Here is a 12,647-nt window from a genome sequence, read left to right as displayed (position 1 = left end):
CTTAACATTTTATATGTTTTTTATATTTTTTCTCAATGTTTGGAGTGTTTTGCTTATTTCGGCTTCTATCGTTTTAACCGATAATGATAATTCCCTGGCTATTTGTTCATAACTTTTTCCTTCGATACGGCTCATCTGGAAAATTTCCCGCCTGCGTTTCGGAAGATTTTCCAGTACAGATTCATATTGTCGTTTTAGCTCATTGTATTCCAGAACATCCAGAGGTGTTGGATTACTCATATCCATATCTAAAGTTACCCGGTGGTATTGTTCCCGGACTTTCAGATGTTCCAGGTATTGGAGCGATTGATTCCGTACAGCACCATATAGGTATGATTTTACAGATAATCTTATTTTTATACTATGGCGGTCTTTCCAAAGTTTATAGAACAATTCCTGGACAATCTCTTCAGAGACACTCATATCATCTACTATCCGGTTACTATACAGGCATAATGCTTCATAATACTGCCTGAAAAGCATTTCGAAAGCCCGGATATCCCCATGACGGATCTTTGTATAGATCAAAAATTCTTTCAAAGTGTTGTTATTTAGTTGATTGGGTGTTTTCTTTCCTTTTCTTAAGCCGCGAAATTGCTAAATCCAGCGACTCGGTAGGTTCTATGATATTGTATGCACCCCAGAAATTCTGATCATAAAAATTCATGATCTCATCGGTTAATATCTGATTCGTATGGAAAGCAGACTTTTTGGGAATAACAGATACATTTTGTTCATCAATATTGGTTACTACCATTTCACTTACGATTGAATAATTGGTGGAAAACAATTTTCTTTTCCAGTCACATTTGAATTGAAAATTGTTGCGAATGTAATGTAAATAAGTTTTTCCATCTTGTTCCCGATAAGTAATTATGTAAGATACTTTGCTCGGCTTAAAACGAAGTCCGATCGGTTTCTTTTTCAACAATATACTGGTTACTTTATTTTTATCGCTCATATCAAGATCAATATCTGCACGACTAAATGCCAGATTTTCCTTATCAATGTAAAAAGTACCCGTATACAGCAGGTGATCAGGTAGTGTGACCTTTGGTTCGAAAGATATGATGAACTGATCGCGTCCGTTAAGTTGTGTTGTACCTTCCAATTCAAATGAAAAGAAAAATGAAGCATCTTTACTTAATATGAAATCAGGATCTTTGACAACATCCAGAGCAACAGACAGGTTAGGTCCACCCATTAAATTAATAGCCAGAGTGTCCGATTTCCTGGGACTTAGAATTTTCCTTCCTTTCATTATTTGTACAAGGTCCCGGTCAACTCCCATGGTATATGCTGTTTTGTATATATCAATAATAGCTTCGGTAATGTTGATATAGTTATGTTTTTTTTGTATGGTTTCCCTGTAAAAACCGGTGAGTCGTGTAGGCGAAGAACTATAATTGTCTCCGATTTTACGAATGGCTTCCTGGATCAGGTATTGGGCATCCCATCCCTGCACTATTACTTCATTGATAGGTGCGGTATAAGGAGTGAGAAATATTTTCAGGTCTGAAGCGTCATTTCCATCGGTAGTAATGCGAATGCTATAATAACCTATATGAGAGCATTCTATAAATGTTTTTTTACTGATGAAAGCAGGGATTTTTAGTGAAAAATCACCATCTTCATTGGATATGGTCCCGATGTTGTACCCAGTTACTGATATGGTGGCGTATTCAATTGGTTTTTTCGTGATCTCATCTTTTATAACACCGCTGATGGTGAAATAATTTTCTTGTGCAGTGGTTGTCATTCCTGAGAAAAAAAGACCGGAAAACAATACGCATAAGATTATTTTTTTGATAAGAGAATTCATGTCTGTATTTTTAGATAAGTTTATTTGACATACCTATGATGGTTCAGCATGAAAATACCCTATGAAATAATGCATTTTTGTTGAGGGAAAGTAAAAATTATTGTATGATACCTGAAGGATGATCAGCGATATCTGTTTTCTTTGTATGATTTTTGATCCGTCCACATTCAAGATAATAATATCCAATAGTGAACCTAAAAATAGTCATATATATAATTCTGTCTTTTTGCAGTTGTTATTTTGTACGTGCCCAGTGCCATATCGATGAAAAAGCTTTTATGCCCGGCGAAGTGCTTACTTACAATGCTTATTACAATTGGGGCTTCATTTGGCTCAATGCAGGAGAAGTTGAATTCAATGTAACTGCTAAACAATATGAGGGACGAGAGGTATATCACATATATGCATTTGGAACTACTTATAAATCCTATGACTGGATTTTTAAAGTCAGGGAGAGATACCAGTCATATATTGATCCTCACACCCAAATGCCGCTATGGTATGAACGGGATGTGGTTGAAGGTAGTTATACGGCATTTGAAGACTATAAGTTTGATTATGAAGACAGTGTGATTCATACCTATGTCCAGAAACGAAAAAAACCGGGTGTAAACGGGACTTTACCCTTAACATTCTGCCTGTTTGATGTCATGTCGGCAGTGTATTATTTCAGGAGCATTGATTTTAGCCGTTTTGAAGTAGGAGAGAAGATACCCATCAATATGATCCTGGATAGTGAAGCTTATCATTTACATCTCAGGTATCTGGGAAAAGAGGAGATTAAGACCAAGAACAAAAAGAAATACAATTGTATCAAATGTGCCATACAATTGGTGGAAGGTACTTTATTCAAAGGGGATGAGGATGCAATTATCTGGGTGACGGATGATAAAAATAAAATTCCGGTCATGGTTGAAGCGAAGATTCTGGTAGGTTCGGTCAAGGCTATTTTAAGGGATACAAAGGGGCTGAAACATTGACGAATTTATTTTGATTTTCTCCGTCAGTTTATTTCAATTTTTCTATCTTTGAACAAACTATTTAAACGAATGAGCGATGACGGAAGATTTTCTGCACTATGTCTGGAAGCACCGGTTATACCTTACGCAAGATCATACAGCCATCGGGGGTGAAAAAATAGAGGTGCTTCATCCCGGAATAGCTAATACCCACGCCGGGCCTGATTTTTCAGATGCACGTATCAGGATAGGAACTACCTTATGGGCAGGTTGTGTAGAAATACACATCTGTTCTTCCGATTGGGAAAAACACGGACATCATCATGATCCGGCATACAACAATGTGATTTTGCATGTGGTTTACCAACATGATACGGATGTATATACCGAAAACGGACAAAAGTTGCCTGTGCTGGAATTACATTTTGATGATCGTTATTATGAAAATTATCTTCAGCTTGCCGGAAAAAAAGAAACCATTGCCTGTAAAGAAAAACTGGGATCTATCGATGAATTTACCTGGATGGCCTGGCTGGACAGGATGGCCATTGAAAGACTGGAACAAAAATCCAATGATATACTACGCACTTATTCATCAACAGGAAATAATTGGGAAGAAACTTTTTACCGGAGATTGGCCCGTAATTTTGGGTTCAGTCTAAACGGGCTGCCTTTTGAAACTTTGGCAAAATCATTGCCATACCATCTTTTGCTGAAACATAAAGATCATCCGGATCAGTTGGAAGCATTGTTGTTCGGACAAGCAGGAATGCTACAGGATAAATATGAGGATGCTTATTATACCGGATTGCAGGATGAATATCTTTTCCTGCGGAATAAATACCAATTGGTACCCATCGAATCTCATCTATGGAAATTTCTCCGGTTGCGTCCGGTAAACTTTCCCACTGTCCGTATTGCCCAGTTTGCTGATTTGATTCATCGTAACGATCATTTATTTTCACGGATTATTGGGTCGGATACAACCCGGCAATTAGAGGAAATGTTCACGATACGGGCTTCCGGTTACTGGGATACACATTACGTTTTCGGAAAAGATGCGGTTGACCGGAAAAAGACATTTGGAAAGACAGCATTCCATTCCGTCATGATCAATACTGTTATACCTTTCCTATTTGTCTACGGTAAAGTTCGCAGCAAAGAAGACTTTTGTATCCGTGCTATTGATCTTCTGCAAAATCTTCCTCCTGAAAAAAATACGATCTTAACCCTATGGCATGAATCAGGGGTGGATAATCCTACCGCACTTACTTCACAAGCTTTATTACAGCTTAAAAATGAGTATTGTATGTCCAAGCGTTGCTTGCATTGCGCCGTGGGAAATAAGATAGTGAATATCCTGGATTAAAATGTTCGCAATATTGCGAATTTTTATGATTAATTATTCATGTTATTCATGGATGACCATCTTTTATATCAGATTTTAATGCTATTTCCGTATTTTTATTTTTAACAATTAAAAACATTCCTGTTTTTGTTTGTTATCTGAATGAAAAATATTATATTTGTGAAACATCGTTATGATGTATAACCTATAAATCATACGACTATGGCAAGCAAAAGAATATTAAAGAAGAACATCAATGTTCTTACCGGTGAGTTGTTAAATGAGTGTTTTGCTTTTAGTTATTTTCATCCGGAAACTAAGCCCAAACAGGTGAAAGAAACCATGTGGGCATTAGCTCATACACGAAACGAATTGATATCCAGGATGAACAGGAATGTTCCGAAATCAGAATCGGAGGCGAAAAAAATCAAGTCGTTTTATAAAACATTAAGGGCTGATATGACCAATATGCCAAGCCTGTTGGATCATTTTGCCTAGAATAAATTCTACCTTTTACATTATTATCTATACCTTGTTTTATAACAAGGTATTATAAGGTAAGGATGTATCTATTTCCTTATTCCGGACCAAAAATATGGTCCGGAATAAGGTTTTCCTGTCAATTATTTGGTAAAAGAGATATTTTAAACAACGGAAAACCTAAACCGACCAAAGTGTTTCGCTCGTTTCTAAACTATGCACCGAAAAAGCAAAAACGGATAAAATGGCGTAAATGGCTGACCCATTGGTGCGAACTTCATTAATCTTCTCTCCGCTGCAAGCAGTAAAAAAGCAAGATATTGTGTATTTCGGAAGACTTTCCGTTACGAATGCGTTACCTGTTTTTGTATTGCAGCAACCATTCAAACTACGGATTTTCCCATGAAAGAAGAAGGATTCTTGTCTTGTTCTTCTGTTATGTAAGAAATAAGCCTGAGTCCGGGTTTTTATTCACTGAATCACAATTTCTTGCGTAACATTGATTAGCTCTATAACAGTTAATTTTGTAATCTGTAAAAGAGTTAATTATGACAGAAGTAAAAGTAAATTTCTACCTCAAACGAAATGAGGAGAAAGCAGACGGAACCGTTCCCGTTCTGGGGCGTATCCGCATTGGTAAATCAATGGTACAGTTCAGTGCCAAAGTGAGTATTCCTGTATCCCTTTGGGATACCAAGTCCGGCAGGGCTACCGGAAAAAGCAAAACCGCCCTCTCCATTAATGCATCCCTAAACAAGATTTGTGTAGCTGTTCATTCCGCCTATCGGGATTTGTCGGTGAAAAAAGAAAACGTATCTGCCGGAGAGGTGAAAAATGCGTTTCAAGGCATAGCATCCAAGCAGGATACTCTTGTCAAATACTACGAAGCGCATAACGAGCATTTCCTGAAAAATGTCGGCGTAAACCGATGCATGGAAACCTACAAACGTTATGGCATCTCTCTTAATCACCTGAAAAGATTCATGCGAAAGAAATATAATGTGAGCGATATGTCTTTTCAGGCATTGACCCCATCATTTGTTGCCGATTATGATTATTACCTGCGCGTGGAACTCCGCTTCGCTGCCCAAACGATTGTGAATACAATTTGCCAGTTGCGCAGAATCATAAAGATAGCAATCAATAACGGATTACTCCGCAATGACCCGTTTCTTGGCTATGAGTATATCACACAGCCTATTGTTCCCAAATCACTGACGACAGAAGAACTACAAACGCTGATAAAAGCAAAGCTATCCCGTCCGAACCTGAATTTTATCCGAGATATGTTTTTGTTTTCATCGTTCACCGGCATCGCATTCAGCGATATGCGTAATCTGACCGAGAAAAATCTATCTACAGCCGAAGATGGTATCCGGTGGGTGCATCTTAAAAGAAAGAAGACCGGTGCGCCCTGCCATATACCACTATTGGAAATTCCAATTAAATTAATCGAAAAATATCGGGGATTAGCGAAGGATGGCAAACTATTCCCCATGATTAGTTGCAGTAAGACCAATATTTATCTGAAACGGATAGCCAATGAATGCTCTATAAGTAAGCGGATTACCTTTCATATGGCGAGACATTGCTACGCAAGTATAGTTACTCTTTCACAGGGAGTTCCACTGGAAACGGTAGGCGAATTGCTCGGTCATACTGATTGGAGAGCCACCCGTATCTATGCTCAGGTAAACAATGAGAAAATCGACGAAGACATGAAACTACTGAATAAACGACTGTCCGGCAAGTTTCATTTGGCGAATAATAATGTAGCATTATAATCGGGAAAGGAGGATACAATGAAGACCAACAATAATAGAAACAAGAATAAGAGCAATCAGGCAAATACCGCTTATAGCACATTCGCAGTCTTGTTTTATATCAATCGCCAAAAGATAAAGAAAAACGGTATGTGTCCATTGATGGGAAGAATATCCATCAATACCGAAATCGCTCAATTCTCAGCCGGAATAGATATAGATCCATCCTTGTGGGATGCGAAAGCATATTGTATGAAAGGTAAAAGCCGTCATGCCACCGAAGCAAATCATCAGATTAGGCAACTGAAAGAAAGGATTGACCGGTATTATAAGCAGATACTGGACGAGCAGGGATATATTACGGCAGAGCTTGTAAAAAATGCAGTCAGTGGTATCGGGAGAAAAAGAGAAAACCTGTTGGAACTCTTTAGGGAGCATAATGAGGAATATGCCAAACAGGTTGGTGTTACCCGTTCCGGTGAATCTCTTCGTAACTATATCTCTGTATATAAGCAGACAGAGCGTTTTTTACAAGTTCATTACGGTGTAGAAGATATTCCATTGCGACAGTTGGAACTGTCATTTATCGAAAAGTTCGATTCTTTTCTACGCATCGAGCAAGGATTTACCGCCCATACGGTATCCGGCTATACCATAATTCTTCGCAAGATGATTCGACGGGCAATTAGTCAGGGAACATTACACAAGAATCCTTTTGCAGCCTATATCCCGGAACAGCCTCCCCGTAAACGCAGGCACATGACACAGGAAGAATTGGAAAAATTCATGAATGTTCCGGTAGCATCCAAACGTTTATGCCACTCACGGGATATGTTCATTTTCGCCACTTTTACTGGTTTGTCGTATGCGGATATGTGTAATCTATCGGAGGAGAATATTCATAAAGGTAAGAATGGCAGCCTTTGGATTCGCATCAATCGGCAGAAAACCGGTGTCCGGTGTGATATTCCATTACTGGATATTCCTTTACAAATTATGGAGAAGTATAAGTCGGAACGAAAAGGAGACAAGTTGTTCAATATGGTAACGCTTCCTCGTGTGACTGTCAATCTGAATAAGGTTGCCAAATTATGCGGCATAGAGAAGCGGATTACCTACCATCAAAGTCGCCATAATTTTGCGACCCTAATCACTCTATCCAAGGGAGTTCCGTTGGAAACCGTCAGTCAGATGATGGGAAACAAATGTTTCCGCACGACCCAGATTTATGCCAAACTTACACGGAAGAAAATCAATAAGGATATGAAAAAACTAAGCGACTGCATCGGTCAGAAATATAAATTGCCTGATGATAATAATGACAAAAGCAAATAAATATATGGAAAACAGCATAATTAAAATAGAGAATGGTTTTGTGCATATCCCTCAGTTTACTGAAATCTGGATGACACAGCATCAGCTTGCCGATTTGTTCCAATGCTTTATTAGCAAAATAAATGCGAACATTCGCGCCATCCTGAAAACCGGAGTATTGGATGAAAGCAAAGTCTGCCAGACTTATCATTATAAGAATGGCGATTTCGTAGAACAATATAATCTGGAAATGACTATCGCTCTTTCGTTTCGTATTCAATCGAGGAATGCAGAAGCTTTTCGGAAGTATCTGACAAGAAAGTTGTCGAAACCGGAAATCCCCGAAATACTGATAAGGAACATTCAAAATCCGATATTGAATTGAACAGATTTTTTCAAACGAGGACGGCAGGCTATCTACATTAAAGCCTGCCGTTTTTCATTGTCCTTTCTCATCTGAACACAAAGAAAAAAGAAGGAAATAAAACGACAAGGCTAAATCCTACGGGTATTTTGCCAAATCTTCCTTTTTCGCCGGACGAAAAAGAGTATTTACCAAAATAGCCTTGTCTTATTTATTCTCCTTCCGTTAAGAGGTGTTTATCAGTCGAAAAAGGGAAAAATATTCGTACTTCCCTTATATGGAGCGACTACCTGAGCTTGTCCCGATACCCATCTTCTAACAATTTCTCAATATCCGAACTGCGATAGAGGATTTTGCCTCCCAGCTTGATATAAGGAATTCGTCCTTCATTTCTGTAGTCCTGTAAACTCCTCTGACTTATTTTCAATTTCTTCGACAATTCTTTGTCCGAATAAAAACTATCACCGCCAAAGGTTGGTTTGCGAGAGGCAAATAATTTCTCTACTGCGACAGATATCCGTTCGAGCGTAAGAAAAAATCCCTTGACCCTCTCATTGTTCTCCCGTGTAATTAACTGGTTACTCATAATGTTACTCCTTTCTTTTTTATGTTAAACTTGATTTTCGTTTCATTCTAATTTTTCATATAGCTGCCCCAATCCCCAATACATAATCCGTATGGATATTTCTCTTCCGTCAAGCGATAATGCTTTGTCCCCATGCAGATATAGCAACTGTTTTCGTCTGACTCTATCCTATGACAAGAGAAGTTGCCACGTCCGTAATCTCTGTCATAGCTATATGTAAGCAGATAGTAACTACCGTCATAATCCCGAAAAATATATACATCGGGATTACCATTTATACTTTCCCAACCGCCTTGCCAAGAAAACAGGTGATTGAAGCCTGATTGATATTCCTCTTCCGGTCTCATAATTGTTTCCCATTATACTTTGCCTGTTTTCGTTTTTCCTCCACTACCGGAACAACCTGCAGAACGTCTTCCGGTCTGTAATAGGTCTTATGGCTGATTTGGGTATATGCCAGTGTTCCGTTATCCCGAAGCGTTTGAAGTGTCCGTTTCGAGATATTCAGAAGTTGACATACATCCTGATTGTCCAACCACTCTTTCATATCCTTATCTCCATGCAAGCGGGAGAGTTTCTCTATCCGGCTGGCAAAATCTTCGAACTTCGAGAGCATCGCCTCGAATGTTTCCGCATCAACATTAATGATTTGCATAGTCTTGTTATTTAATTTATAATTCAAATTTTCTTTGTTCTTGCTCAAAATTACAGTGTCTGTTTAGCACCTGAAAGAATTCCGTTTCGTATGTAACCGGATACAGTATTTTTCTACGGTATCACCTCTTCCGGCGGTGCTGTCTTCACCGTTTCGCCAACGAAGTAAAGCAGAATTGTCCGCTATTCAATGGATTCTAAATCAGGTGGCAGCATGTGGCACCGATTTGGCATAGAGTGGCTTCGAAGTCCTGTAAAATTGCGTTCGTCCAATACGAAGAAAAACAGAAAAATTCATATCCCAATGGCTCGAAACCATATGCGTACTTGTGGCTGGGAGTGGCTTCAAAGTTTCTATAATTCATATAATCCACTTTCAAAAATCAGAGTGCATTATTGGTACACCACAATCAAATCGGAAAATCGGTGCAGTCTGAACCAATTGCAGGGTAAGCAAAGTAGAAAGTTATTGCGGATTATTTCATATAAACCAATTCTGTTCAGCCTGCTGATTAATAGTCGTTTATTTGTTGTCGATAATTGGTTGCCCATAACATGGGAAGCCATAGTAATAATTTTCTAAACACAGTATGCTATGAGTAGTAAGCAAACAGAAAGCCGGAAAGGCAAAGTACAGATTCCCGACGGTTGGTTGCCAACTTCGGGAGAAGAGAAAGGTGGATTTGTAAAACCAACCAATAAGGAATTGGAGGAAGTATTTCAAAAGGCGGTTGAAAGAGAAGTTACCAGTAACGGTATCAGCACCGATGAAACTATCCTACAGGACGAAGCGGACGAGACTATGGATAGTCTGCAAACCGAAGCGGGAGTATCAACCGAAGTGGAACAACCGCCTATCCCAACGGTAGTATCCAAACGCAGTACCACCAAGCAACGCAAAGAATCGCTTGAAGAGTATCGGCAAACATTTCTAACTGTTCCCAAGCTTGAAGACCGCAAACCTGTCTTTATCAGCCGTGAAGTTCGGGATCGGATTGATGAGATAGTCCACCGCTTGGGCGGCAGAGGGCGAAGCGTGTCGGGCTTTATTGAGAATCTTGCCCGCCACCATCTGGACATCTACAGGGAAGATGTCGAGGGATGGAAGAAGCTTTAATGTTTAGCTTCTACCAGTTGAAGAGTAAGCCTGTATCATTTATGGCTTACTTCTCTAACGGAACATGAAATGTTCGGTAGCAAGGTAATCGCACGGGTAACCCGAAATTCGCCTTCGGCTCTTTCTTGTTCCTCCTGTGCATACCTTGCCCTGCGGGGCAGTGACCAGACCTAATGCGCCCGATGGTTGCAACCGGTAAGGTCACTTCACAACTGACTACTTCGCTCCCGATGGTCACTCCGGCAGTCTGTTGTGTGAACGTCCCCGCTCAATCTCCCGATGGTCGCTTTCGCTTCGGCTTAAATGAATATTTTCAATCAAAATATTATCGAAAACAAGGAAGAACATAAAGCAAAACTCGGTCGCCCTTTAAAAGAAAAGACCAAGTTAGCCCGGTCAATTAATCTGAAATTGACCGAAGATGACTATGCTTTATTGAAAGAGAAAGCCGAAAAACTGGGAATGAAAGCAACACAATATGCACGGGAAATGGCTCTCAAAGGGAGGGTTAAATCTCGTTTTACGATAGAGGAACTTGACTTGATGCGTAAACTTTCAGGTATGGCAAACAATCTGAATCAGATTACAAAACTTGCTCATCAAAGAGGATTATATATGGTAACAGAAGTTCTTATCGAAATTATTGACAAAATCAAAAGCCTGTTCCATGATCGCTAAGAATATCAAAGGGAAATCATTCAAGGGTTGTGTTTCGTATGTGATGCACGATGGAGCAACCATGCTCGAAGCGGAAGGTGTATGGGCATCAACCAAAGAAGATATTATTAGGAGCTTTGCCATGCAACGCTCCGGCAGAAAGGAAGTCAAACAACCTGTCGGACATATCCCGATTGCTTTTTCGCCAGAAGATAAACACAGAATGACCGATGATTTTATGGTGCAATTAGCCAAAGAATATATGCAGGAAATGGGTATTGGTAACACCCAATATATTATTGTTCGCCACCATAACACGGAGAATCCACACTTGCATATTGTCTATAACCGAATCAACAACGACCTTAAACTTATCTCCGTGAACCACGATTACAAGCGGAATATCAAGGTTTGCAAGATGCTGAAAGACAAATATCAGCTCACTTATGGCAAGGATAAAGAGAAAGTCAAGCGGGAAAAATTGAAGAATCCTGATAAGATTAAGTACTATATCCACGATGCCATTAAGTCGGTTTTGCCCGATTGTAAGAATCCTGCTGACCTGAGATTTGCTCTTGAAAAACATGGAGTTGAGATAGATTATAAGTTTAAGCGAGGCTCAAATGAGATTCAAGGTGTATCGTTTCGATACGAAAATGTAGCTTTCAAAGGCTCCGAAATTGATAGAAAATACAGCTTCGGGAATCTGAAAAAGGAGTTTCAGAAGAATCTCTTGGAAGAAAACAAGCGAATAGAAGAAGTATATCTACGGCAGCAAGTAGAGCAAAAAGCGAAACAGGAAGCCGAAGAAAGAGAGCAAGCGGTCAAACGGAATATTATTGTCAAAGGTGTGGAATTGAGTGACAAGCAACAGGAAACACTAATGAGTGGAGGTCATATCTTCCTTGAAAACATGACAGCTAAAGATGGGAAAACACAATTTTCGGCTTATGCTTTCCTCAATGATGAAAAGAAACGAGTGCTTCTCAGCTATGACAATCCTGATGAATTTGTCAAATACGGCAAGTACGAAATGCGTATCCGGGATAAGGTTCTGATCGAGAACGGATATATCACCAAAGCCAAAGTAAAATGGTGGGGTATGGGAAGCTATGCGAATCCTTACTTGTGGAAAGAGAATAAAGCAGATGCTGAATATAAGGAGTCGTGGAGCGACCCACGTTTGCCAGAACCTCCAAAGGAAGAACAAAAACGTAAGCAGCCTGTCGTTCAGCAGAAAAATAGAGGGCAGAAGAGGTAAACAATGCCATGCTTAAAGTACGTGTTTTGGTAATATGTTGAAAAGTTACTGGTTTTGAATATGGAAGCTTTCGATAAAAATCAATATATTTGCGTTTAAAATCAACAGATGAGAGCGATGAAACCTATTAATCGGATTAAAATTGTGTTAGTTGAAAAGCAAAAAACCGGCAAATGGCTGGCGGAACAACTTGGAAGAGATCCTGCAACCGTATCTCGATGGTGCTCAAATACCATGCAGCCACCCATTGAGACATTTGCAAAAATAGCTGAGTTGTTGAATGTAGATGTGAAAGATTTATTAAATAGTAGCAAATAGATAC

Annotated in this window: 15 protein-coding genes; 10 read left to right on the top strand and 5 right to left on the bottom strand. The window is 39.4% G+C overall.

All coding sequences use genetic code 11. The features are described 5' to 3' along the window. Positions 1 to 9: 9 nt before the first annotated feature. Both LBQ60_00440 and LBQ60_00435 read right to left on the bottom strand, forming a co-directional pair. Positions 10 to 483 carry an RNA polymerase sigma-70 factor gene (locus LBQ60_00440; GenBank protein MDR2036369.1) on the bottom strand — a complete coding sequence of 158 codons (474 nt, stop codon included), beginning with the start codon at positions 481 to 483 and terminating at the stop codon, positions 10 to 12. A gap of 64 nt (positions 484 to 547) precedes the next feature. After that, positions 548 to 1,822: a carboxypeptidase-like regulatory domain-containing protein gene (locus tag LBQ60_00435; GenBank protein MDR2036368.1), complete on the bottom strand. Its 1,275-nt coding sequence runs from the start codon at positions 1,820 to 1,822 to the stop codon at positions 548 to 550. Positions 1,823 to 2,010: 188 nt separating this feature from the next. On the opposite strand from LBQ60_00435, the gene LBQ60_00430 reads away from it, so the two are divergent. The 6 genes from LBQ60_00430 to LBQ60_00405 all read left to right on the top strand — a co-directional run bounded on the left by LBQ60_00430 (position 2,011) and on the right by LBQ60_00405 (position 8,071). Further along, positions 2,011 to 2,802 carry a DUF3108 domain-containing protein gene (locus tag LBQ60_00430; GenBank protein ID MDR2036367.1) on the top strand — a complete coding sequence of 264 codons (792 nt, stop codon included), beginning with the start codon at positions 2,011 to 2,013 and terminating at the stop codon, positions 2,800 to 2,802. A 76-nt stretch (positions 2,803 to 2,878) separates the two neighbouring features. After that, a complete protein-coding gene (locus tag LBQ60_00425; protein MDR2036366.1) occupies positions 2,879 to 4,150 on the top strand; it encodes a DUF2851 family protein in 1,272 nt (423 codons plus the stop codon). 201 nt (positions 4,151 to 4,351) lie between these two features. Further along, on the top strand, positions 4,352 to 4,627 hold the full coding sequence (locus LBQ60_00420; GenBank protein ID MDR2036365.1) for a hypothetical protein: 276 nt from the start codon (positions 4,352 to 4,354) through the stop codon (positions 4,625 to 4,627). 530 nt (positions 4,628 to 5,157) lie between these two features. Continuing rightward, on the top strand, positions 5,158 to 6,393 hold the full coding sequence (locus LBQ60_00415) for a site-specific integrase (GenBank protein MDR2036364.1): 1,236 nt from the start codon (positions 5,158 to 5,160) through the stop codon (positions 6,391 to 6,393). Positions 6,394 to 6,411: 18 nt separating this feature from the next. Next, positions 6,412 to 7,707 carry a site-specific integrase gene (locus LBQ60_00410; protein ID MDR2036363.1) on the top strand — a complete coding sequence of 432 codons (1,296 nt, stop codon included), beginning with the start codon at positions 6,412 to 6,414 and terminating at the stop codon, positions 7,705 to 7,707. 4 nt (positions 7,708 to 7,711) lie between these two features. Beyond that, positions 7,712 to 8,071 (top strand): protein-tyrosine kinase, encoded by a 360-nt coding sequence (locus LBQ60_00405; protein ID MDR2036362.1) that lies wholly within the window; start codon positions 7,712 to 7,714, stop codon positions 8,069 to 8,071. Between the two features lie 265 nt (positions 8,072 to 8,336). Here the strand turns inward: LBQ60_00405 and LBQ60_00400 are convergent, their stop codons facing one another. Genes LBQ60_00400 through LBQ60_00390 form a run of 3 tightly spaced genes read right to left on the bottom strand, consistent with a single transcriptional unit; the run spans position 8,337 to position 9,291 of the window. Continuing rightward, positions 8,337 to 8,636 (bottom strand): helix-turn-helix domain-containing protein, encoded by a 300-nt coding sequence (locus LBQ60_00400; protein MDR2036361.1) that lies wholly within the window; start codon positions 8,634 to 8,636, stop codon positions 8,337 to 8,339. Between the two features lie 47 nt (positions 8,637 to 8,683). Then, complete coding sequence (locus tag LBQ60_00395) at positions 8,684 to 8,983, bottom strand: DUF3876 domain-containing protein (GenBank protein ID MDR2036360.1); 300 nt, start codon at positions 8,981 to 8,983, stop codon at positions 8,684 to 8,686. After that, entirely contained in the window at positions 8,980 to 9,291 is a 312-nt protein-coding gene (locus LBQ60_00390; GenBank protein MDR2036359.1) for a helix-turn-helix domain-containing protein, read from the bottom strand. Before LBQ60_00390 ends, LBQ60_00395 begins: the two co-directional genes overlap by 4 nt. A gap of 594 nt (positions 9,292 to 9,885) precedes the next feature. On the opposite strand from LBQ60_00390, the gene LBQ60_00385 reads away from it, so the two are divergent. The 4 genes from LBQ60_00385 to LBQ60_00370 all read left to right on the top strand — a co-directional run bounded on the left by LBQ60_00385 (position 9,886) and on the right by LBQ60_00370 (position 12,643). Further along, entirely contained in the window at positions 9,886 to 10,407 is a 522-nt protein-coding gene (locus tag LBQ60_00385) for a DUF3408 domain-containing protein (protein MDR2036358.1), read from the top strand. 303 nt (positions 10,408 to 10,710) lie between these two features. Beyond that, on the top strand, positions 10,711 to 11,085 hold the full coding sequence (locus tag LBQ60_00380; protein MDR2036357.1) for a MobC family plasmid mobilization relaxosome protein: 375 nt from the start codon (positions 10,711 to 10,713) through the stop codon (positions 11,083 to 11,085). After that, entirely contained in the window at positions 11,075 to 12,325 is a 1,251-nt protein-coding gene (locus LBQ60_00375) for a relaxase/mobilization nuclease domain-containing protein (protein MDR2036356.1), read from the top strand. The genes LBQ60_00380 and LBQ60_00375 overlap by 11 nt, the downstream gene beginning before the upstream one ends. Positions 12,326 to 12,433: 108 nt before the next feature. Then, a complete protein-coding gene (locus LBQ60_00370; protein MDR2036355.1) occupies positions 12,434 to 12,643 on the top strand; it encodes a helix-turn-helix domain-containing protein in 210 nt (69 codons plus the stop codon). Positions 12,644 to 12,647: the final 4 nt, after the last annotated feature.

The sequence above is a fragment of the Bacteroidales bacterium genome, from assembly GCA_031275285.1.
Lineage (GTDB): Bacteria > Bacteroidota > Bacteroidia > Bacteroidales > UBA4181 > JAIRLS01.
Note: the sequence above shows the minus strand (reverse complement) of the source record. Positions and strands in the feature narration are given on the sequence as shown.

Coding starts and splice junctions, on each gene's coding strand:
- LBQ60_00385 (MDR2036358.1), top strand. CDS start 9,886: ATGAGTAGTAAGCAAACAGAAAGCCGGAAAGGCAAAGTACAGATTCCC.
- LBQ60_00415 (MDR2036364.1), top strand. CDS start 5,158: ATGACAGAAGTAAAAGTAAATTTCTACCTCAAACGAAATGAGGAGAAA.
- LBQ60_00440 (MDR2036369.1), bottom strand. CDS start 483: ATGCTTTTCAGGCAGTATTATGAAGCATTATGCCTGTATAGTAACCGG.
- LBQ60_00410 (MDR2036363.1), top strand. CDS start 6,412: ATGAAGACCAACAATAATAGAAACAAGAATAAGAGCAATCAGGCAAAT.
- LBQ60_00420 (MDR2036365.1), top strand. CDS start 4,352: ATGGCAAGCAAAAGAATATTAAAGAAGAACATCAATGTTCTTACCGGT.
- LBQ60_00435 (MDR2036368.1), bottom strand. CDS start 1,822: ATGAATTCTCTTATCAAAAAAATAATCTTATGCGTATTGTTTTCCGGT.
- LBQ60_00390 (MDR2036359.1), bottom strand. CDS start 9,291: ATGCAAATCATTAATGTTGATGCGGAAACATTCGAGGCGATGCTCTCG.
- LBQ60_00425 (MDR2036366.1), top strand. CDS start 2,879: ATGACGGAAGATTTTCTGCACTATGTCTGGAAGCACCGGTTATACCTT.
- LBQ60_00400 (MDR2036361.1), bottom strand. CDS start 8,636: ATGAGTAACCAGTTAATTACACGGGAGAACAATGAGAGGGTCAAGGGA.
- LBQ60_00370 (MDR2036355.1), top strand. CDS start 12,434: ATGAGAGCGATGAAACCTATTAATCGGATTAAAATTGTGTTAGTTGAA.
- LBQ60_00380 (MDR2036357.1), top strand. CDS start 10,711: ATGAATATTTTCAATCAAAATATTATCGAAAACAAGGAAGAACATAAA.
- LBQ60_00395 (MDR2036360.1), bottom strand. CDS start 8,983: ATGAGACCGGAAGAGGAATATCAATCAGGCTTCAATCACCTGTTTTCT.
- LBQ60_00405 (MDR2036362.1), top strand. CDS start 7,712: ATGGAAAACAGCATAATTAAAATAGAGAATGGTTTTGTGCATATCCCT.
- LBQ60_00375 (MDR2036356.1), top strand. CDS start 11,075: ATGATCGCTAAGAATATCAAAGGGAAATCATTCAAGGGTTGTGTTTCG.